This window comes from Acetobacter sp. DmW_125128 (assembly GCF_008704325.1).
Taxonomy (GTDB): Bacteria; Pseudomonadota; Alphaproteobacteria; order Acetobacterales; family Acetobacteraceae; genus Acetobacter; species Acetobacter oryzifermentans.
In genome coordinates, this window is the sequence record NZ_VHOP01000010.1 from 1 (window position 1) to 20,440 (window position 20,440).

At 62.1% G+C, this 20,440-nt stretch carries 24 protein-coding genes; 5 read left to right on the forward strand and 19 right to left on the reverse strand.

The window, feature by feature from the left end:
• Positions 1-473: 473 nt before the first annotated feature.
• From FKW19_RS04065 to FKW19_RS04135, 16 genes are all read right to left on the reverse strand, one after another.
• Positions 474-2,219 carry a VirD2 family relaxase/mobilization nuclease gene (locus FKW19_RS04065; RefSeq protein WP_035353783.1) on the reverse strand — a complete coding sequence of 582 codons (1,746 nt, stop codon included), beginning with the start codon at positions 2,217-2,219 and terminating at the stop codon, positions 474-476.
• Complete coding sequence (locus tag FKW19_RS04070) at positions 2,216-2,470, reverse strand: hypothetical protein (protein ID WP_150150576.1); 255 nt, start codon at positions 2,468-2,470, stop codon at positions 2,216-2,218. Before FKW19_RS04070 ends, FKW19_RS04065 begins: the two co-directional genes overlap by 4 nt.
• On the reverse strand, positions 2,467-3,132 hold the full coding sequence (locus FKW19_RS04075; RefSeq protein ID WP_081938981.1) for a lytic transglycosylase domain-containing protein: 666 nt from the start codon (positions 3,130-3,132) through the stop codon (positions 2,467-2,469). Before FKW19_RS04075 ends, FKW19_RS04070 begins: the two co-directional genes overlap by 4 nt.
• Positions 3,132-3,728, reverse strand: a complete 597-nt coding sequence (locus FKW19_RS04080; RefSeq protein ID WP_035378658.1) for a hypothetical protein — start codon at positions 3,726-3,728, stop codon at positions 3,132-3,134. Before FKW19_RS04080 ends, FKW19_RS04075 begins: the two co-directional genes overlap by 1 nt.
• A complete protein-coding gene (locus tag FKW19_RS04085) occupies positions 3,725-4,066 on the reverse strand; it encodes a DUF736 domain-containing protein (protein WP_035378660.1) in 342 nt (113 codons plus the stop codon). Before FKW19_RS04085 ends, FKW19_RS04080 begins: the two co-directional genes overlap by 4 nt.
• Positions 4,067-4,112: 46 nt before the next feature.
• The gene (locus tag FKW19_RS04090; RefSeq protein ID WP_035378662.1) at positions 4,113-4,742 is read right to left on the reverse strand and encodes a S26 family signal peptidase; all 630 of its coding nucleotides are present in this window, start codon (positions 4,740-4,742) and stop codon (positions 4,113-4,115) included.
• Positions 4,739-5,215, reverse strand: coding sequence for a DUF2840 domain-containing protein (locus FKW19_RS04095; RefSeq protein WP_035378664.1), 477 nt, complete (start codon positions 5,213-5,215; stop codon positions 4,739-4,741). Before FKW19_RS04095 ends, FKW19_RS04090 begins: the two co-directional genes overlap by 4 nt.
• On the reverse strand, positions 5,212-5,955 hold the full coding sequence (locus tag FKW19_RS04100) for a site-specific DNA-methyltransferase (protein ID WP_035378666.1): 744 nt from the start codon (positions 5,953-5,955) through the stop codon (positions 5,212-5,214). The genes FKW19_RS04095 and FKW19_RS04100 overlap by 4 nt, the downstream gene beginning before the upstream one ends.
• A gap of 247 nt (positions 5,956-6,202) precedes the next feature.
• Complete coding sequence (locus FKW19_RS04105; protein WP_157772959.1) at positions 6,203-7,018, reverse strand: replication initiator protein A; 816 nt, start codon at positions 7,016-7,018, stop codon at positions 6,203-6,205.
• Positions 7,019-7,026: 8 nt separating this feature from the next.
• Positions 7,027-7,293, reverse strand: coding sequence for an AlpA family transcriptional regulator (locus FKW19_RS04110; RefSeq protein WP_081938982.1), 267 nt, complete (start codon positions 7,291-7,293; stop codon positions 7,027-7,029).
• 211 nt (positions 7,294-7,504) lie between these two features.
• Positions 7,505-8,206, reverse strand: a complete 702-nt coding sequence (locus FKW19_RS04115) for a DUF2285 domain-containing protein (protein ID WP_237390106.1) — start codon at positions 8,204-8,206, stop codon at positions 7,505-7,507.
• Entirely contained in the window at positions 8,112-8,345 is a 234-nt protein-coding gene (locus FKW19_RS16060) for a transcriptional regulator domain-containing protein (protein WP_370512885.1), read from the reverse strand. Before FKW19_RS16060 ends, FKW19_RS04115 begins: the two co-directional genes overlap by 95 nt.
• Positions 8,346-8,440: 95 nt before the next feature.
• On the reverse strand, positions 8,441-8,752 hold the full coding sequence (locus FKW19_RS04120; protein ID WP_150150575.1) for a hypothetical protein: 312 nt from the start codon (positions 8,750-8,752) through the stop codon (positions 8,441-8,443).
• A gap of 289 nt (positions 8,753-9,041) precedes the next feature.
• Entirely contained in the window at positions 9,042-9,188 is a 147-nt protein-coding gene (locus FKW19_RS15355) for a hypothetical protein (protein ID WP_164076296.1), read from the reverse strand.
• A gap of 341 nt (positions 9,189-9,529) precedes the next feature.
• Positions 9,530-9,853 carry a DUF736 domain-containing protein gene (locus tag FKW19_RS04130; protein ID WP_035378674.1) on the reverse strand — a complete coding sequence of 108 codons (324 nt, stop codon included), beginning with the start codon at positions 9,851-9,853 and terminating at the stop codon, positions 9,530-9,532.
• Between the two features lie 18 nt (positions 9,854-9,871).
• Entirely contained in the window at positions 9,872-10,087 is a 216-nt protein-coding gene (locus FKW19_RS04135; RefSeq protein WP_035378676.1) for a hypothetical protein, read from the reverse strand.
• A gap of 533 nt (positions 10,088-10,620) precedes the next feature.
• Here FKW19_RS04135 and FKW19_RS04140 point away from each other — a divergent pair.
• Entirely contained in the window at positions 10,621-10,977 is a 357-nt protein-coding gene (locus tag FKW19_RS04140; RefSeq protein WP_123809148.1) for a hypothetical protein, read from the forward strand.
• Positions 10,978-11,027: 50 nt separating this feature from the next.
• Here FKW19_RS04140 and FKW19_RS04145 read toward each other — a convergent pair whose 3' ends face one another.
• From FKW19_RS04145 to FKW19_RS04155, 3 genes are all read right to left on the reverse strand, one after another.
• Positions 11,028-11,963 (reverse strand): DUF2493 domain-containing protein, encoded by a 936-nt coding sequence (locus FKW19_RS04145; protein ID WP_035378681.1) that lies wholly within the window; start codon positions 11,961-11,963, stop codon positions 11,028-11,030.
• Positions 11,964-12,320: 357 nt separating this feature from the next.
• Positions 12,321-13,382, reverse strand: a complete 1,062-nt coding sequence (locus tag FKW19_RS04150) for a toprim domain-containing protein (RefSeq protein WP_035378747.1) — start codon at positions 13,380-13,382, stop codon at positions 12,321-12,323.
• On the reverse strand, positions 13,382-17,686 hold the full coding sequence (locus tag FKW19_RS04155) for a bifunctional class I SAM-dependent methyltransferase/DEAD/DEAH box helicase (protein WP_150150574.1): 4,305 nt from the start codon (positions 17,684-17,686) through the stop codon (positions 13,382-13,384). The genes FKW19_RS04150 and FKW19_RS04155 overlap by 1 nt, the downstream gene beginning before the upstream one ends.
• 198 nt (positions 17,687-17,884) lie before the next feature.
• On the opposite strand from FKW19_RS04155, the gene FKW19_RS04160 reads away from it, so the two are divergent.
• The 4 genes from FKW19_RS04160 (at position 17,885) to FKW19_RS04170 (ending at position 20,427) form a co-directional block, all read left to right on the forward strand.
• A complete protein-coding gene (locus FKW19_RS04160) occupies positions 17,885-18,160 on the forward strand; it encodes an HU family DNA-binding protein (protein ID WP_035378684.1) in 276 nt (91 codons plus the stop codon).
• A gap of 114 nt (positions 18,161-18,274) precedes the next feature.
• Positions 18,275-18,706 carry a hypothetical protein gene (locus FKW19_RS15360; RefSeq protein ID WP_035378686.1) on the forward strand — a complete coding sequence of 144 codons (432 nt, stop codon included), beginning with the start codon at positions 18,275-18,277 and terminating at the stop codon, positions 18,704-18,706.
• A complete protein-coding gene (locus FKW19_RS04165; protein ID WP_052051222.1) occupies positions 18,687-19,670 on the forward strand; it encodes a nucleotidyl transferase AbiEii/AbiGii toxin family protein in 984 nt (327 codons plus the stop codon). Before FKW19_RS15360 ends, FKW19_RS04165 begins: the two co-directional genes overlap by 20 nt.
• The gene (locus FKW19_RS04170; RefSeq protein ID WP_035378688.1) at positions 19,639-20,427 is read left to right on the forward strand and encodes a hypothetical protein; all 789 of its coding nucleotides are present in this window, start codon (positions 19,639-19,641) and stop codon (positions 20,425-20,427) included. The genes FKW19_RS04165 and FKW19_RS04170 overlap by 32 nt, the downstream gene beginning before the upstream one ends.
• Positions 20,428-20,440 lie beyond the last annotated feature (13 nt).

Genomic DNA, 20,440 nt, shown 5'->3' on the forward strand with positions numbered 1-20,440 from the left:
ATGCCACTATTCACTCCATCTCTTCGCAAAGACGAATGAATCACAACATGCTGGTATTGTTCAAAAACTTTCGGATCAGGCTCTAAGGTCTAGCCCGCCCATTCGCGCCTATTTCCCCCTTTATCATCAGAATGAGCGACATTGTGGTCCGCTATGTCAGGACAGACGAAGCCTGAGTCGGTAGAGCTTCCTCTTTTTCCCTAGGGACACCTAAACTTCACCAAGCTCTGTCTCTTCTCTGAGGCGACGCCGAAGGATCTTCTTATGGGGGAAGAACTTTAAACCTGAGGTTTTCAACGAAGTGGATTCGTAGGTCTATAAAAGAGATATTTTCAGGTTTATTATGGGGGCTTGAGGCAAAACCACTTTGTATATTTACGTAAAGATTGAGACAACCATTATAGATTGTTTGTTTAATTTAGACCAAAACTCGACAGCGTTGATATCGTTCACATTCGATTTGTCTGTTTAGCTCACATCGCAATCCCCGCCTCCCGTCGCTGCGAGAATTCCCAGGCGATAGATGCATTGCTCTTCGCCACCCCGGAGACCGCATTGCAGATCTGTTTCTCCAGAGATGGCGTCCACGGGACAAGTTGAAAGCCCAAGCCGTTGTCAATCATCGCGTACCGCCCTGATGCAAGAGCAAGACGTTTCCGATAGACACCGGCCACGTTGTCGCCAGGAGCAACAAAGTCGAAGGCCTTTCCCTCCTGCAGCGCAAGCCTTTCGCCCAGTGCCCTTACCTCCCGATTACGGAGCGCAGTGAGCAAGCCACGCTCGAACTTGACGCGCTCCCCCCCTTCCCGTTGTGCGAACCCCTCCCGTGCGAGATAATCAACGCGCTGACGCATCGCATCCCGCACCTCAGCCCCGAAACCACCCCCGAGTTCCGGCTGTTCCTTCGCTACAGCCTGTCGGTCCAGCCACGTCGCCCCCTGCGCCTCCACCTGCTGGTCTAGTGTGAAGTCCGACCGCACCGCCAACGCAACACGTGCCCGTCCTTTTGCGTCCTCGAACCGGCGCAATTCAACGATCGCCCCCATTGGAGCGTCGGTGGTTGCCTCCAGGCTCGGAAGATGGATGTGGTGCGTACGCCCATCGATCCCATCCACCACTGCGAAGGCCGTACCCTTCAGCTCATCATCCAGCCCGCGCCCGACCAGTTTGCCGATGACGGGATGGGCGGTTTCCTCGGCGGCCAGCACCCACGAGGATTGCGGGCGCTCGACGCCCTGCTCGGCGAGACCACGGTGGATCCGTTTGATGATGTCGTTGCGCTCACCCATCTCACGCAGCGTGGCCTCCGCGTGTTCCTCCAACGCCCACCGACCCGGCCCGATCTGCTGCGCCAGCCCCAAGCCTTCCAGGCGCCGGAGACGGCCCACCTTGAGTACCTCGAACGTATCGGACCGGCGATCGGGCGTGGGACGCATGTCGATGATCCCGTGCTCATTTGCATCGCGCTGAAGCTGGCGGTCAAGCTGCGTCCAGCGATCCGCCTCGACCTGACGTTCGACGGCACGCCGGATCTCGATGTCATTGCGCACACCAAGCTCGCGGGTCACGAGTTCCTGCGCACGACCACGCATGCCTTCACGGATGTAATCGCGCGAGATTACCAAGTCCTCGCCGTCCTGCGCCTTGCCGCGCACGATGACATGGACATGGGGATGTTCGGTGTTCCAGTGATCAACCGCCGCCCAGTCGAGCTTCGTGCCGAGATCATGCTCAGCCTGCATCATAAGATCGCGCGTGAAGCGCTTCAGGTCCGCCATTTCCACCGCATCATCTGGCGAGACGATGAAACGAAAATGGTGACGGTCATCGGCACAGCGCTCGGCGAAGGCTTTGGGATCGACTTCGTCCTGTTCCGGGCCGAACATCTTTGCCTTCGCGCCGTCCTTCGTGACGCCCTCGCGGCGCAGATAACGCAGGTGGGGCGTCAGCGGTGCGGCCCGAGGGCCGTGCTTCACCACGCGGGCCTTGATCACCACCCCACGCGATCGGGTGGTCAGAAACCGGTTGGCATGCGCGCTCGCGACACGGCCACGCCCGAAGGTCGAGCGACCACTTCCTCCAGTTCCCTGACGTCCCCGCCCCATGCCCCCAGCACGCTGGGTTGCCGCCAGGGCCTGCGCGATAAAGGGACGTGCACGCTGGGCGCCAGGGGAACGGATGCGTCCGGGACGAACCCGGAAATCGTCGTCATTCTTCATGCTAATGCCCGCGATGTGCGCGAAATGGCGGTAAACCGCCAGAAACGGGAACCGGCAGGCTTCAAAGCTCCGCGCACCTCGCAGAGGGTGCCGAAAATCCGCAGAAACCCGCCACAAAACCACCCCCAACCGTGCCGCACCTCGCGGCTTTTATCCTGCCTATACGCAACCCCCTCCCCCAGCGTCCTTCTGTGCCCATCCAAACCCGGACGTGGCAACGAGGCAGGAGCCAGCATGCACCATGCCGTCATGGTCCATCCCTCCAGCCGACCGAAACGAAGAGATCCGATGGTGAAGCCGATGGAACAAGGCTCACGCCGGTCGTCATCGTCCCACTCGTTGAAGCCCGCACAGGACCGACGAACAGCTTCTCGGTGGAAATGTGCGAGACTGGCGAAGCCTTCGGCAGTTGACGAAGAAATGTCGAAACAGCGTTGTCCCCCATCCGACGTGCGACCGCAGTCACGTAAGCCCGCGTCTCGTCGGGCAGCGGTCGACCGGTCGCCAGATGCTCGTCATAGCGTCCGGGACCGGCGTTATAGGCGGCCAGAAACCCGGCGTCCCCGTAGCGGTCGTGCAGCCAGCGCAGATAGGCGGCGCCGGCGACGATGTTGTCATGCGGGTCGAAAGGATCAGCGCCGAGATTGAGGGCACGGCGCAGGTCACGCCAGGTGGCGGGCATGATCTGCATCAGCCCCATGGCGCCCGCCGATGATATGGCATGCCGATCGCCGTCGCTCTCGATGCGCAGTACGGCGTGTATCCATGACGGCGGGATAGCAGCCTGACGAGCCGCCTCCCTTACCAGTGGGTCGAGATCCTGTGCATGGACCGGAACCGGCGAGAGCGCCAGCGCGAGCCCGAACCGGGCAACCGTCAGGGTGCCCCATCGACAGAAAACCGGTGTCGACATCACAAATCCTCCGGCATGAGCATGTCCAGCGGTGGATCATCCGGGTGACGTTTCGGCGGCGAGAGGGAGAGCTGTGGCAGGACGAACTTCCGTCGCCACGACTCCCATGCCCGGGTCACGGCTCCGGTGCCGGGGTAGAGATCGTCCAGCACGTCGTCGGGCCGGGCGCCCAGCAACTCAAACGCCCAGTGGCACACCGCCTCGGGCTTCGCTCCGGTCAGTCCCCGACGCAGGGTGATGCTCTCCTGAATCCAGTCCCGCATCACCTGGCGACGGCTGACGACAGGGCGCCGCGCCGCCTTGATGATGACCGGCTCCCACGCATAGGCGACTGGCACATTGCGCTTGAAGGCAGCGAAGCCTTTGACCCAGACCATCCAGCGCGCACCGGTGTCCATGACGAGTGGGGCCAGCGTAGCGATCGACGCCGGTGTCGCGGCGGCGTGCAGCACCCAGCCGTCATAGGTCGCATCGAGATGTCGGACGAGTGCTGCGTGATCGACTTCGCCCGCGTAGTCCGGCTGTCCGCGATAGAGGTGGGCGCAGTTCACGTAGGGCGGGTCGGCATAGCCGAGCCGGAGACGGGCAAGCGTCATTCCCGGCCTCCCTGACGCCTGGCAGCGCGCGTCCAGACGAGGTTCCAGACACGACCGCCACGACCGGCCTGAAACAGGGTGGCGCGGATCGGCTGGACAAATGAAGGATCATCCAGCAGCACCGAGACATATTCGCCAGCTCGTTCCCCGGTACGGGTCCACCCTGCCCCGATCTCCGGTGCTTCGGCATTATCGCCGAGATGGATGCGATAATCGGGCGCGTGCTCCGCGTTCGCGTTCTCGGCACGAACGACGGTCAGTTCCGCGTCAAGGGCGAGTGTGCGCAGGCGGCCGGCAAAGCCGCTCGCCGTGCGCGTGAAGACACCGATGTGGGTCATGGGTTGAGAGCTTTCGTGTCAGGGATTGTGAAAAGGTCTGGCGACGTCACTCGAGCGGCGGCTCGGGCGGCCGCTGAACCGCTGGACGCACCAGCATCGTGGGGAACCGTGGTCGCGGGTCCGGCAGATCCGGAAGCGCTGCGAACTGCGGAGGCGGTGGCTCTGCCTCGCCCGTGCGCAGGTAGACAGGGGTGGCACGACCGATCACGGTGTCGGCCGACAGGACACCGAAATAGCGTCCGTCGAGACTGGCCGGGACCGCCGGGTTCATGACGAAGACCTGCCCCGGCGCGAGATGACGGCACCCTCGCCACCCGGGTAGCGGACGCCCCCGATGGTCAACGGCTTTGGCCTCTCCGACCGTCTTCCCGTCGATGGTGACACGCAGGCCGACACGACAGACGGTCTGACCGGCGAGTGCTGCAACCGGCTTGAGCAGCGGCACGCCGAAGGGCAGGTAGCCGCGCGTCGCCAGCAGCGTCGCGTCGCGCTCGGGCAGATGCAGCGCCACGATGTCGCCGACGCGCAGAGCGGCCGTCGGCGTGACCCGATACAGCCCGACCGGCACGCTGGCGGTGGCGTTCCACATCCAGTGTGGCGTGGGCGAGATACCGGTCGTCGCCAGTGTCGTGAGTGCTGCGAAATAGGTGGTGAACAACCAGCCGCGCCGGGTCATGACGCGGTTCTCCGCCAGAGCCACGCCTCATGGCGGGCGCGACAGTAAAGAGGGGGCCGCAGCCCGGCCCGCAGTCGCGCGTCGAGATCGCGCCAGTAATCCGGGCAGACAGTGCGCGGGTCAAACGGCTGCCGTTCGATGCGGGTGATAGCATCGAGCACCGCGCGGACTGGCCCGTCGCCGGTCTGACGCAGCAGCCTGTCGGCAGCGCCCGTGATCCATGGCAGAACGGCGCATGGCTCGCCCGGCGGCATAACTCGCACAATGTCGATGGACACCGTGACGGCGCCCGTGTCGCTGGCAAGCCAGCGCATCAGGGCAAACACATCGCCTGCTGCGAAACTCACGCGGCGTCTGTGGCGGTCAATTCTGACGCTGGTCTCGGGAATGCCGAAGCGCAACCAGTGCTCGATGCGGGTCTCGATCCAGACCAGATCGAGCTGCGCACCGGTAGGAGCACGAAGATCGTTCATGACGGTTCTCCGACGGGAAAGGGAAGGATGGTGGCAAGGCGATCGCGGGCGCGCCGCGCCATGTCCGGGTCGATTTCGCAACCGACATAGCGGCGGCCGGCCAGTCGGCAGGCGACGCCGGCCGCGCCGGACCCGGCGAACCAGTCGCCGACGAGGCCGTCAGGCGGGCAGCTCACGCGCACCAGCAGGTCGAGCAGCGGCACCGGCTTTTCGGTGGGGTGGATGGCGCGCCCATGAACGTTGCGGAAACGCTGCACGGAGCGGGCGAGACGCGGGCCGCCGTCGAGGCTGCGATAGGTGCATGCCGCGATGGCGCCGGTGTGCGGCGGGCGGTGCTTACGGCGCACCGTCCGCGCCCGGGCGTCGTCCGTGGTAGCCACTTCGTTGTAGATGTCCTGCCAGCGGGCGGTCGCGGGATAGAACTGCACGATCAGTTCATGAACACGCCGAAAGCGGTCGGCGTGAAACACGCTGCCGTTCTGCTTCTCCCAGACGATCTCCTGCGCGAGCCGTAAGCGGGCCGTGCGGAAGTCCGTCCCGGTCGCCATGAAGCTGCGCAGGGAACCGAACACCCACAGCGAACCGGACGGCGTCAGGGCTTGTGCTGCCAGCGGCAGCCAGCCCTCGACGCGCCGATCCCACGACAGGGAGGTTTCGCCGTAGGGCGGGTCGGCGAGGATCAGGTCATACGGCCCCTGCGCCGGCATGAGGTTGCGGCAGTCGCCGCAGAGCAGCGTCATGACGATGTCTCCGCAGCGCCCTGCCCGCGTCGTCCGCTCAGGTGGCGGCCACGGCTCCGACGAGGTGGAACAGGAGACGGGAAAAACGGACCGTTCCCGATATTGGTTCGGCGTATGTCGCAGCCCTGCGGCGCGAAGAAGATCGCACGCCATGGGCCATACATTGGGTCGCACGCGGTACACATGTACAAAGAGAGTCTATTTAGACTCTTTAGAGAGAGACGATTTGTCATTGTTTTCCAGTCCCTTATCGATGGTTTTCGCACGCGATAGGCGTGGATTCACTGGTCGATAGGCGTGTCCGCACAAAATTATCGACAGGGATATCAACAGACTTATCCACAGATGCATCGAGAGCGGGCTTCAGGCGCACGCGTTCCGGCCAGTTCAGATCGGACAGTTCGATGCGATAACCGGGAAGCGGGTTGCTGCGGGCTATGCGCCGGAGGATCGCCACGAACGCTGTGAGCGTCTGGGTAATTCCTGTTTTGCGGTGCAGATGGGCGACCTCGAAAACCCACCCGTCACGTTGCCGTCCAGCATGGCGGCGTGCGATCAGGTAGAGCAGTCGTTCGAGACCGCTAGTGAGGGTAAAATACGCCGGGTCAAGCGCGAGCACGGCCCTTGGCGTGAGAACCGCTTCGCGCACCCAGCCGGCGAGACGGATCTGGACGAAGCCGGCGGAGATCCGCCAGTCTTCGATCCACGGCGCGCCGGTCTGCTCATCAGTCCATTCTGACGCGCTCATGACGACATTGGTCCGGCTGAGGCGTTCGAGCCCGTCTGGCAGACGCTCGTAATACCCACCCGAGACGCAGCGCCCCGGAAAGCCGAGGATCTCATACCGTGTGGCCTGAAGGACTGTCGGGATCGGGGCGCCGCAACGCTGCGCCGCAATCATCGTCGATGTTGCCCAGATCAGGATGTCAGCGTCCCATATGGTCGCAAGCGCCATCGGAGACGAAACGAGGATGTTCTGACTGCCCTGCCTGAAGCGCAGCGGGGCGTGACGGCGTCCCTTCCCCAGCGCAAAGAACGCGTTGGACATGAAGAGACGGGGCATGCAGGGGGTCATGATCGCCCCTTTCCGCGCCGTGCGACACCCGCGCGCATGAGGATGTAATTTTTAGAGAAAATAGACTTTGAAAGGCCGTTTTCGACCCATGTTTTCAGATCTCCAGTTGTATAGGTGACGCGGTTACCGAGCTTGTAGAAGACAGGACCACCGCCAATTGTGCGGTATCGTTCAAGTGTTCTTGGTGAAATACCGAGCCATTCAGCAGCCTGTGGGGTCCGCAGATGCCGGGCCGGTCTCGGTTGGGGCCTTTTCCTGACCATGACTATTCTCCACTGAAACAGGACGTGGCGTAACGCCGCGTACCGGGGCGGAGACTGGCGAAAAAAAAGGCCGGGGGTGGTGGACGAAAACAGGGGGCTCCCAAGGAATCGTCCACCCCATCAGCACGGCAGACAGACTATGTTCAGTGGGCGCCGCGTCGCGTTTACTGGCGAGGCGAATCAGAACACCTTATGGAGAAGACGGTTGTTTTCAGCAGGGAGTGTGCGATGTCGTCTGCGGAAATGCACGACGACCATATTGCAGCAAGGCGAGGTATTCGCCGGCGGCAAGTTGCTCCCCAAGCGTCAGCAGGCGTTCGACGCGGGCACGCTGGTGAACGTCTTTCCACAGAGAGCCGCTCAGAGACTTCACTTCGGGGTCCGTCAGGGCCGCGATGTCACGCGCCGTGGCGCCGGAACGTTTGGCGGTGAGCGCCTGCAAGGCGTGGGCAAGACGCCTGATTCTATAGCGTGTGGGGCGAAAGACGTTGGGCAACGGACCGCTCCTCCTGCCATACAGATGCTCGATGAAGCGACGCAAATGATGAAGACGTACCCAACAGGATTCATCAAGAGGAATCACGACAGCGGGTCTGCCGTGGCAGTCATCGGCGATCCATAACCGCAGCGGTCCGGCCCGATCTCCCATGATGACGTGAAGGCCGTCATCGGCGGTTGCGGCATGAATGTGTGGTGTCAGGATCAGGGGTGTAAATGTGGCGGCTGTGTAGATTTCAGGGGCGCGGACCAGCGCGATGATGGCAGAGAGAGCCTCCGCCGCCCAAAGCGCAGGGGCAGCCCACGCAGGGATGGACGGGTCAACAGGGAAATCGGAGGCCCCACTGACGTGCAAAAGCATCGAGATTGCGCTGGCGGACCGTCTCGTCTGAGTCGGAGAGTCCGGTAAATGCATGGTATCCACGCACATAATCCTGATTCAGGGAGAGGAACTCCTGCGCAAAATCAGGGAGGTCGAGCGTGAACGCCCTGTCCAGAAATCCGGGACTATACCAATCGGGTCGTGTCTCCATCGTCGGCCAATCTCCTGTCATCACGTGGACGCGTCATCCAAAGATCAATCACAAGCAGCATCTGATCGGTTCGTGTCGGCAAACGTCCGTTGCGCCCGAACAGCGCCAGGGACGCGCTAATTGCGTCGAGAAGGGAATGTTCCGGTCACAAGATCAGCGTCAGGGGCAAGCCGCGCAAAAGAGGCCGCCCCGACGACAGCGGCACCCAACACTCCGAGGATGATCCGCATGAGCGGAGAAGAAATGCCGATCTCGGCCAATCCAGTTGTGGCGAAGTATCCCGCAACAGAGGCCGGAAAACAGAAGGCAAGCACTACGGCAAGTCTGATTTCGGGACGCCGGGCCGTCGTCAGCGCTACCCGAAATAGCCATAGTACGAGACTACCAGCAATAATGGCAGGAAGAACGGCCGCCAATCCGGCACCCATGCGATATGTCCAGAAGAAGACGATCAGTCCCGCCATTGTGGGCACGACAATGGATACAAGGCTAAAGAAGACCCAACAGAGCAGTCCGATCCCCAAGACCCACGAGATGAACCCGATGACAATCATCTCCACCTCCGGCAAACATTACGGGACATTATAATACGTACCGTTCGGTAGTTATTCCAGAAAAAAAGATGTACCCAATATGATCTGGCGGGGATGTTTTGCTCAAACAGGCTTACCAGAAGTGTTCCCCACCTACATGCATGGGACTGCCGTTCCGCCCGGCTCATTCGTCCGAGCGCCGGTGCGTCGCTGCGATCTGCGCCATGGCATGCTCCAGTTCGCGCTCGATCTGTCGGCGCTCGCGACGGCTCAGGTGAAAGCTGGTCAGTTCGGCACGCAGCATCTGAATGTGGTCGTGTAACGTGGTCATCGTCCTGCTCCTTTCGTTTCTCGAAGACAGGACGGACGGCTCATGCCGGGGTGGACCGGGTCAGGGATCGCCGCAGGCGACCGGCCTGCCGGCGCGTGGGGGAGCCGATTTTGTTCGGCGTGCCCGAAGGGTGCGTCGGGCAAAATTGGGGGGACCACGTGTCCTTGACGCGGTTCGCCCTCGCGCATGGTACAATGGGAAGGCTGAGGGAAAGCCTCGTATTCCTCCTGTGCCTCACGTCGGGCGACCAGCGCTGCCGCCCGCGCCCCGGAAAAGCACGTGGGAAAAGAAGCCCGGAAGGCCCCGCCCGGGGAGACCGGGCGGGGTTGGTGGTGGGGACATTACTCCCCGTTCCGGCTGCGCGGCCGGGTCCAGATGAGGGTGTAGCCTTCCCCTTCCTCGTCGGTGAACAGGTTGGCGAAGATTGGGGCGGCGAAGGAGGGATCGTCCAGCTTCAGGCTCAGATAGGTGCGGCCTTCGTTGGAGCGGCGGGTCCATGCGGCGCCGAGTTCAACCCGTCCGAGGTAGACGCGGTAGTTGGGGGCGTTGTCGTTGGCCCGGTTGGTTTCCGCCACCAGGCGGACGTTGCGGGCCTGCAGGGCCAGGGTGACGATTTCGCCTTCGAAGCCTTCACCCACCTTCTTGAAGGAACCGATGTTAGCCATTGTCGTATCTCCATGCTGTTATCGGGCCGCGACCACCGTGGCCTCGATGGCGATCGACCAGCCGGAGGCGAGCGGCACAGCACCCTTCAGGGCCGTAGCGCAGCGGAGGACGGCAGGGCCGGAACTTTCTTGTCTCGCGAGGAATGACGGCGCAGCCGGCAGGGGAAGAAAGTTCCGGAACGCCGTTGCGGCCAGCCGATCGAGGCGCAGCCGGTCTTCGGCTAGATCAGCCATCCGACAGAGGCCATGGTGTGCGGACCCGCCAGCCCATGGAGAGACGATGCCGGCATGACCGGTCCGACAGGTGGGGAACGTGCGACATAGGAGGATATCGCGCTCGCCCGGTGCGACCGTCTTACCTGCTGTTGGCGCGGATCGCGGCTAGAGACACCCGCCCCTATCTGCCGCGTCCCTGCTACAAACGGTTCGAGCCGCATTCTATGGACCCGTCGTTTCAACGAAGGCTGGGCAGCCAGTTGTCCGCTGGACGATCCCTGCTTCGCCACTGCAGTTTCGACCTGTTCACCGACGCGGAAGGGGACCACCGCCTCCCTCATCCATCGTCCCCGCAGCCGGAACGGGGAAAAGTTCTTCCCTCCTCCAGTCCGGCGTGAGGGGTGGGGCAGTCCGGCTTAATCTCCTTCAGTGTGGAAACAGGTTGCGAAGGCGCACTTTATCGAAGTCATATGTTGATATATCTCTATTTTGCATTTCTACATTGTGCGATCGACTCAATGCTTTCGTATAGAAAAGAGGAACTCGTTATCATGAAGGCCGGTCTTTTCGTTCTTCCCATTTTTTCTGGATTTATGCTGGCCAATATATCTGCGGCGAGTGCTCAGAGCGTATCGTCCTGTTCTGTCGATGCTGTAAACGAGATCGGAAAGAACAGGAGCGCGGAGGATCTGGACAAAGAATTCAAGGCACATACCTGCTATTCCGGACATCGGATTGAAATCAAAAAAATTCAGCCAGTTCCCGAAATAGGCACGGGTCGAGTATCGGGAGATGGCGACTATTATCGGCGTCTTCTTTGCGAAGAGGGGAAACCATTTCATATCGACGGTGCCTATAGCGGCGTTCAGAGCATCTCCTGCATTTATAAAAGCATATCGAAAGAATAAACTCTTCTCACCACGGATGTTGATATACCCTTCTTGGAGAACGATGGCGCTCACGCGCCACTGTCCTTGCGGAACCGCCAGACCGGGATGCCCATCTGCTTCGCCTTGTCGGCCAGATTGTCCTGAATGCCCGATCCCGGAAATACCATGACCCCGACGGGCAGGACTTTCAGCAGGGCGTCGTTCCGCCGGAACGGGGCAGCCTTGCCGTGCCGGTTCCAGTCCGGTTTGAAGGCGATCTGCGCGACCTGCCGGTGATCGGCCCAGCGGGAAGCGATGAATTCCGCGCCCTTGGGGGAACCTCCGTGCAGCAGCACCATGTCGGGGTGCTTCTCGCGCACCTTGTCCAGCCGGTTCCAGATCAGGATATGGTCCTCGTAATCGAGGCCGCCAGTGACCGCGACCTTTGGCCCGGGAGGCACGAGCAGTTCGGCTTCGGCCTTGCGGCGGGCGTTGAGGAAATCGCGGCTATCGATCATCGACGCCGTCAGGGTGCTGCGGCTGACCAGCGAACCGGAACGCGGTCGCCAGGGCGACATGGTCAGACGTTCAAACTGGTCGCAGGCGAGGTCGCGGAATATCTCGTAAGCGTTGCGTCGCTCCAGCAGGGTCAGGCCCTCGGCGATGAGACGTTCCAGTTCCACCGAGCGGATCTCGCTGCCATCCTGTTCCTGCTGGCTGCGCTTCTGCGCTGCCTCGTTGCGATCGAGATCCCGTTCGACCTGCCCGACCATGCGGTGAAAGACGTTGACCGTGGACCAGAGCAGCGGTTCGAGATCGGGTTCCAGCCGCGTGTCGGTCAGCGTGGCTGACAGGGCATCGAAGATGTCAGCGACCGCGCCCTCGATCTGGCTGGCGTCAGGCAAGGGCCTCGGGTCCGGCTCGTCCTCGAAGGGACGGTGGCCATAAAGCTGGAGTTCCGCCAGCACATGGGCGGTGGAAGAGGTAGCGTGTGCGGGTTCGAAATCGTCCTGTGTGCGGGTCATGGGTCTGTCCTCCGGTCTCGGCCGCGCCCCTCGCGGCCTTTCCAGGGGCGGATAGCGGCAGACGAAGGCCGGACCGGAACCGCGCCACGCGCGGCCGGAACGCAGTGGAGGATGGCAGGGAGACGGCTATTTTGCTTCGCGATGCAAAGCGCACCGAACCGGGGTCCCCACGCGGCCTGCCGCGTGGGGTGTGAGGGCGCGGCGGAAAATAGCCGGCTCCGCCATTGCAGGCCCGGCCTGGCTGACGCCCGCTCCCCCTCTTAAAAGGCCCGCGGGCGTGCCCCACCCGGAAGCAAGGCAGGACAGCCCCGCACGACAAGGAAAAACGATGCCCCCACACCCCCTTCCCGGCCCGCCTCAGTGCGCGACGGGTTGCAGGAACCGCGCCACGTCCTGCGGGGCAAGCTGGGGATGCAGGATCGCCCGCATCGCCCCGCGCCCGAGATAGCGCAGATCATCGTTGAAATCCGCCAGACGCGGTGACAGCACAAGGCACTCGATCCCGGCCTCCTGCGTCCGGGCGAGCAGGGTCGTCACCGCATGGTCGCCGGCCGGGTCGTCATCGCGCAGCACGTAGAGGCGGCGCAGGGCAGGCGGAAACGCCATGGCGGCGAGATGCGCCGAGGACAGGCAGGCGGCCAGTGGCAGATCGGGCATGACCTCGCGGAGCGACAGCACCGTTTCGATCCCCTCGCCTGCCGCCAGAGCGTCAGAGGCTGCGCCAAAACGCACGGCATGGCCGAGCAGATCGCCCATCGCCCGACGGGGTATGGCGACAGGCGCCTTGCCGCGTCCATCGCACGCCAGCCAGGTGCGATGAACGCCGGTGACGCGACCTCCGAGATCGGTGACGGCGGCGATCATCGCGGGCCAGGTCTCGGGCGGACTGTCGGCATCAGCGCGATAGTAGCAGTCGGGGTGAAAACGCAGGGCAGCCAAAGGGGAACAGCGCGTCAGATCGCGTCCCCGCAGATAGACAGCCGCGACACCGGACAGGGGCCGGCTGGCATCCCACAGGCGGCGTGCGGCGTCCGTGCTGCTGCCTCCCGTCCCGGGCCGGTGCGACGGGGACGTTCGCGGGCGATCCGCCGCCCGGTCAGGTTCAGGCTGAGGCAGCGCCAGAAAGCTGCGCGCCTCGTCAGCAACGTCGCGGAATTCGATCAGACCGAGGCAATCACGGATCAGGTCGAGCAGATCGCCGAACGCACCGGTGCTGGCATCCGTCCAGCGCCCGGCGGCCCCGCGCCCTTCCGAAGGGCCATGCAGGCGGACATAAAGCGAGCGGCCGGGGGTGTTACGAACATCGCCGACCAGCCAGTAATTGCCATGCCGTCGCCCGGCCGAGAGGTAATGACGGCACACCGCCTCGGCGTTCTCCGCCAGACGGCGTGACAGGTCCCGTGCATCATGCTCCGCCATCATGCCGCCTCCCTTTCCGTCACGCGCTCAATCGGCCAGGTTTCGAAGAGCCGTTCCAGAACCTTATCGCCCGCCTCATCGACCGGCACGAAAAACCGCAATGTCCACGAGATGATTTCCGAAAACAGGCCGTAGGCCCGCAAACGTTCCCGCATCCCTTCGGTAAAGCCGGTCAGTTCGATCCGCGGCCGCCCCATCACACGGACCCGCCGCACCTGCATCCGTTCGGCCAGATGCAGGACCGTTCCGCCGTCCAGCAAGGCTGTGCGTGCGTCCTGCCCGGACGGCGACAGACTGCCAGTCGCCCCGGCACTGGTGGCCCATGCCACGGGCACGCGCCGGCCAAGCACGCGCTCACCGTCATCGGTCTGCAACCGGTAGACCCGTGCATGGTCCGTCGGCAGGCTTTTCCAGACCGGCAACAGCAGCCCCGTCACCATATGGAACTCGGTCTCGACGAATTCATCGACCGTGCGCAGATCCGCCTCCCACAAGGCCGCGAAGGTGTCCTCATCCACAGGCTTCCAGTGGCTCGCCGCGAAGGCGTCACGCGAGAGGATCTGCGTGTCCATGGGCCTGACCAGCCGGACACGCCACTCGAACTCCCCGTCTTCCGTCACCAGACCGGGTGCAGGAACACGCACCGCGACCCGCCCGGACTGGGTATTGCGCACAAGACCGGACTCCCGCTCCCGTCCCAGAGCCAGTGCTTGCGACAACGTAACGGGTTCTGACCGCCGGCGTTCCCGGATGGTCAGCAATTCCGTGTCCGCGCCGGTTTCCGCATGGGTGTGAATGGTCTGGCGCGCGAGAATGGTGAAACTGTCTGCGCGCAGGGTTTCCAGACCCGCATCATAGACACCCGCCGCCACTGCCGCCTCGACACGGCCTGCCAGCAGATCCTCGAACGTCGCGAAGAGCAGGTTCTGCAGCGCCACCGGCAGGGCAAGCATCCGGTTGAGGAACGTGGAAATCGGCGGAAGCTTGTCTTTCAGGCCCGTATCATCGACCAGGGACAGACCCGTCGCATCCTCGAATTGCGCCAGTGTGCAGCCTTCGACCTTCTCCCGGGCGAGAAGACGGTAAAACTGCCGCAGCGCATCGCGCGCATAGGGACTTTCGAGATTGTCCTCCGGGCGAAACAGCCCCTGCCCGCCCGTCTGGCGCTGGCCCCGGGTCATGGCGCCCAGCGTGTCCAGCCGGCGGGCGATGGTGGAGAGAAAGCGTTTTTCCGCTTTTACGTCCGTGGCAATCGGCCGGAACAGAGGCGGCTGCGCCTGATTGGTCCGGTTGGTGCGACCCAGCCCCTGAATGGCGGCATCCGCCTTCCAGCCGGGTTCCAGCAGATAATGCACCCGCAGACGCCGGTTCGCAGCGGAAAGTTCGGCGTGATAGGACCGGCCGGTGCCTCCGGCATCCGAGAAGACCAGAATGCGCTTGGCGTCATCCATGAACGCCTGGGTCTCGATCAGGCTGGCGGCGGCGGGTCGGCTTTCCACGGCAAGCCGATCCCCCTTGCGCACCACGCGCCGCGAGCGGCCGGTCACCTCGGCTACTGCATCGGTGCCAAAATGCTGGATGATCTGATCAAGCGCGCCAGGCAGTGCCGGGAGGGCTGCAAGCTGTTCGATCATCGCATCCCGCCGGGCCACGGCCTCACGGCTCAGGACAGGCTTGCCATCGTGAAAGACCGGCCGTGAATACACATGATCCGACCCGTCGCTATAGGGTTCGTAAAGCTGGACCGGGAAGGAATGTTCCAGATACCCAAGGACGTATTCCCTTGGCGTCACATCGATCCGCAAATCATTCCAGTCTTCCGGCGAGATCTCGGCCAGCCGCCGTTCGGTCAGGGCCTCCCCCGTTGAAACAAGCTGGATGACGGCTGCATGGCCCTCGGCCAGATCGCGTTCGATCGCGCGGATCAGGGTCACGGTTTTCATGGCCGTGATCAGATGGTTGAAAAACCGCTGTTTCGTGCTCTCGAAGGCCGAGCGGGCTGCGGCCTTGGCCTGCCGGTTCAGCGTACCGTCCGTTCCGGTGATGTTGGCGGCCTGCATGGCGGCATCGAGATTGTTATGAATGACCATGAACGCCTGGGCGAAGGCATCGTAAATGCGGATCTGTTCTGGCGTGAGCTGATGCTCGACCAGTTCATATTCGACACCGTCATAGGAGAGCGACCGGGCGGTATAGAGCCCCATGGCCTTGAGGTCGCGCGCCAGCACCTCCATGGCCGCCACACCGCCGGCCTCGATGGCGGCAATGAAATCGGCCCGCGTGACGAAGGGGCAATCCTCCCCGCCCCAGAGGCCCAGACGCTGGGCATAGGCCAGATTGTGGACCGAGGTCGCACCCGTGGCGGAGACATACACCACCCGCGTGTCCGGCAGGGCATGTTGCAGTCGTAGTCCGGCACGCCCCTGCAGGGAGGCTTCCTGATCGCCCCGCTGCCCTTTGCTGCCGGCGGCATTCTGCATGGAGTGGGCTTCATCGAAGATGATGACCCCGTCGAAATCAGCCCCCAGCCACTCGACGATCTGCTGGACGCGGGAGGCTTTCGCGCCACGCTCTTCCGTCCGGAGCGTGGCATAGGTGGTAAACAGGATGCCCTCGGTCAGACGGATGGTGGTGCCCTGCGAAAAGCGCGACTGAGGTGTGACCAGAAGCCGTTCCATTCCCAGCGCCGACCAGTCGCGCTGCGCGTCTTCGAGCAGTTTGTCCGACTTCGACACCCAGACCGCGCGCCTGCGGCCGTTGAGCCAGTTGTCCAGAATGATACCCGCGACCTGGCGGCCTTTTCCGGTGCCGGTGCCATCGCCAAGGAACCAGCCCCGGCGGAACCGGACACCATCGGGATCGTCCTCACCGACACGGGTGAGGATGTCCCATGTGTGATCGGCTTTCCACCGACCTGCCAGAAAGCGATCATGGGCCTGGCCAGCATAGATGACGGATTCCAGTTGGGCGTCGGAGAGCAGGCCGTCATGGATGACGGGATCAGGGAGGGTTGGCTTGTGGGAAGGCCCGGGCGGGCGCACCGAGGCCATGGCAGCCGACTGGACCAATTTGGTGGGATGCGGCCGGGCGCCGGGAATTGCGAGGGTCTGGAGACGATAATCCTCATACAGGGCATCAGACAGACGTGTCGCCGCGGTTCCATGCTCATCCGACGGCAGGATGTCATATGACAGAAGTACGTCCTGCATCTCCGGGACCGTCCTGTGACGCGGTGCGGCGGCGGCCTTACGCCCGATATAGCCACGCACAGTGCGAGGCGAAGAAAGAGCAGCAGAGCGTAACACTGGCGACGATTGGCGCGTCTGCGGCTGACGGGACGGCAGATCACCGGTGATCCAGCCCAGCAGGGTCGGAAAATCCGGGGCCGTGCCGTGGGCCGCGATGAAGTGCGATGGCTCGGAAGCAGGTGTGCGATCGAACACCAGAAGCCGCGTTTCAACGCTCGTGCCATGCTGCCGATAGAGCGGCCCCGCGACACCCGCCGAAAACACCAGACGGGCTTTGGCCTGAAGGGTGGAGAAACCATCGGTCCAGCGCGGGTTATCAGGGCAGAAGGACAGGCCGGTCAGGGCGACCAGCCGACCACCGGGCCGCAACCGGTCCAGTGCTGAGGCGATGTGCTGGAAGGTCGTGTCAGGTGAGCGACCGGCCACATGCACCGTCGCCGAGAAGGGCGGATTCATAATGACCACATCCGGCTGAATGCTCTGCGGCAGATAGTCGTGGATCTGTGCGGCGTCATGCCGGAACAGGCGGGCTGCCGGAAAGAGCGCTGCCAGCAGGTCAGCACGGCCCGGCGCCAATTCATTGAGGGTCAACGAGGCACCGGCCAGTTCGGCGAAGATGGCCAGAAGACCGGTCCCGGCGGACGGTTCGAGTACGTGCTCGCCGCGCGCGAGACCCGCCGCCCGCATCAGGCAGAACGCCAGTGGCAGAGGCGTTGAGAACTGCTGCCAGGTCTGGCTGTCGTCCGACCGACGCGTCTGCGAGGGCATAAGGGACGCAAGCCGTGCAATGCTGGTGAGGAGATCCGCATCGCCCGAGGCGCGGGCCATCAGGGCCGGTCCATAGCGGCGCAGGAACAGGACGGACGCGGCTTCGGCAGCGTCATAAGCCATTTTCCAGTCCCACGCGCCTGTCGCATCAGGGGCCTTGAAGGCGCTCTCCATCGCCTGGCGCAACCGGCTGGCGTCCAGTTTCTCACCGCGTTCGAGATGGGCGAGAAGCAGTCGTGCGGCGGCGTGACCGCTCGTCTCACCGATAGGGGTTACAGGCCAATCCATGACGGAAGTCTCCGGGGAAAAAAGACGGACGGTCCCGGCACGCCTCCCTCTCCCGCACCGGAACCACCCGGTTCAGAACCACCCTTTCCCTCTCCGCTGCCGCACATCCGGGGCACGCGGGGCTTGAAGCCGCCACAATCTCTTCGTAACGGTTTTGCGAGGCTTACGCCTGAACCATTCCTACAGAAGGCATTGCACATGAAAATTTCCGAACTGGTCGATCAGATCGCCGAGACAACCGACGCCAGCAAGACCGACACCCGCAAGGTGCTCGATGCGCTCGTGGAGGCGATGACCGCCGCAGCCAAAAAAGGCGAGGAGATCTCCCTGCCCGACTTCGGCAAATTCAAGGTCAAGGACGTGCCGGCCCGGGAAGGACGCAATCCGGCGACCGGTGACAAGATCCAGATCGCTGCCTCCCGCAAGCTGACGTTTACGCCCGCCAAGGCCCTGAAAGACGCGTTGAACGACTGAAAACGCGCCCTCTCCGATGGTCCTGACAAACAGCAGGATGTCCTATTTTTGTGGATCGGAATGTCCTGTTTCTGTTACTGTGCAGGAGCATCAGGGAGGTCCATTGAGGTCATCATGACCCAGCCACGTCGCACCAGAACACTGAAAGATCGGCTGAAGACACGCATTCGCCGCGCACGCAGCGACGTCTTCGTGCCGCGTGACTTCGCCGACCTTGGCGAATATGACAGTGTCAAAAGAGCCCTTCGACAGCTCATTGTCGAAGGCGAGATCGCGCGTCTGGGCTACGGGGTCTACGCCCGCGTGAAAACGAACGGCCTGACTGGTCGCCCGATGCTTGCCGTCCGCGGCGGCTTTGATGGAGCCGTACGTCAGACTCTCAGCAAACTGAAGGTCAACTGGCGGGAGTCCGATGCGGTCCAACAGTACAATAACGGACGCACGACACAGGTTCAGGCCAATCCGGTCTTCGAAGTCCAGAGCCGGTTCAACCGGAAACTGCGCTACCGAAACCTCGAGGCGCGGTTTGAAAAGCCTTACGCCTGATCTGCTCGCTGAGGTTGCCGATGCGCTTGACCTGTCATCAGCATCTCTCGTGGAAAAGGACTACCGCGTTGTCGAGGTGCTGGCAGCACTTCAGCATACGGACCTCCCTCAAGGGATAAGTCTGGTTTTTGCTGGCGGCACGTGCCTTGCTCGTGCTCATCGGCTGGTCGCCAGAATGTCGGAAGACGTGGATCTGAAGATCGCGATTACACCGCTGCCGTCGAGTAAGAATGCGGCCCGGAAAATTCTGGGCGCCCTGAAGGAGACCATCAGAAAAATCACCGCAGACCTCGGGTTTCCCGATCCGGTCATTTCCGCGAAAAATGAAAACCACTATATCTGCGCCGAGCTGAGCTATGCGGACAGCACGGGCGAAGACGTCGAACTGCGCCCGCACCTTCTCGTCGAACTGACATATGCCCCCGCCGCTCTCCCGACCGTCGAAAGATCGGTCCGGTCGTTCGTCAGCGAGGCGACGAATTGCGAACCAGAGATACAGCAGATCACCTGCATTTCCGTGGACGAGACCGCTGCAGAGAAATTCGTGGCCCTGACCCGTCGGACAGCAGGTTATCTGGAAGGACGGAAAACAGACGCTTATGACCGCTTCCTGATCCGGCACGTCTACGACCTGCATTGCATCCTACCCCATCTCGATCTGCCTCGCGTCTCGACACTTGCCAGACAGATCATGGTCAGTGACGCAGAGCAGTTTAAGAGGTGGTTCCCTGCGTATGCCGCAGACCCGGAGGCAGGCACCGAACAGGCGTTAGCCTATCTTATGACGAATTCAGAATGTCGTGATTCCTTCGATCGGTTTCAGGCATCCATGGTTTACGGCGAACATTTCACCTACGACACGGCGATGGCGTCAGTACAGAGTCTCTATGCCGCCATTAAAGAAACCGAAAATCATGTAGATGAAAAGAACGATGTCGAACCAAATAGAAAACGACCGAAATAAAGACAACGACGATAAAGATTATCACTTTTCCAAAGGAAAAACCGGCAGGATCGTCCGTTGGCTGCTCCGCATTGGCAAGCGGTCTGAAACCGTTGATGAAACTGTCACCGCACCCGCCGTCCTTACACTTATGGCATTCCTGTGGACTGACAAACATCCGGATTGCGGCCAGTTTCCGATCTGGGTCTATGTCGCCTCCGTAGCTGCAGCCGGAACCTGGTACGGTCTCGTCAGAGGGGGGCCTGAATTTATCCGCCCCTTCTTCAGGGGCATCTTGACGAGCGGCCTGACCACGATCGCGCTCTACCTTTGCTTGCCTCATATTGCGCAGCCGCAGGAATGGTCTTCCATATCAGGTAATATGATCATCATGGGCATGGACATGTTTTTCTTCGCCCATGCGCTTTCAGCTATCGCGCGCGAGTTTCTATTAACGACAGAAAATCAGTGGGAAAAAGGACGTATACGACGCCAAGAAATATTTGCCCGAGGCATTAATTTTAATGCGTGGTCCAACACATATTCCTCATTCTCTGGATTTATAAAATACCTAGGATCTCAGTTCTATTTATTCTTGTGCTTACTTACTACATCAAAATCTATGGAGGGATTTCCTCCTCTGCTATGCGCTTTTATTATTTTGTTACGTGCCGCTCTTACTGTGTGGGGGGTGGGATATTTTTCGGCTAAAATATCCGGGATACATTTTTGGCACATGCTCTCCAGTCTCGCGCATTTATTGTCTCCACGTATCTAGCTTGCATCTTTGC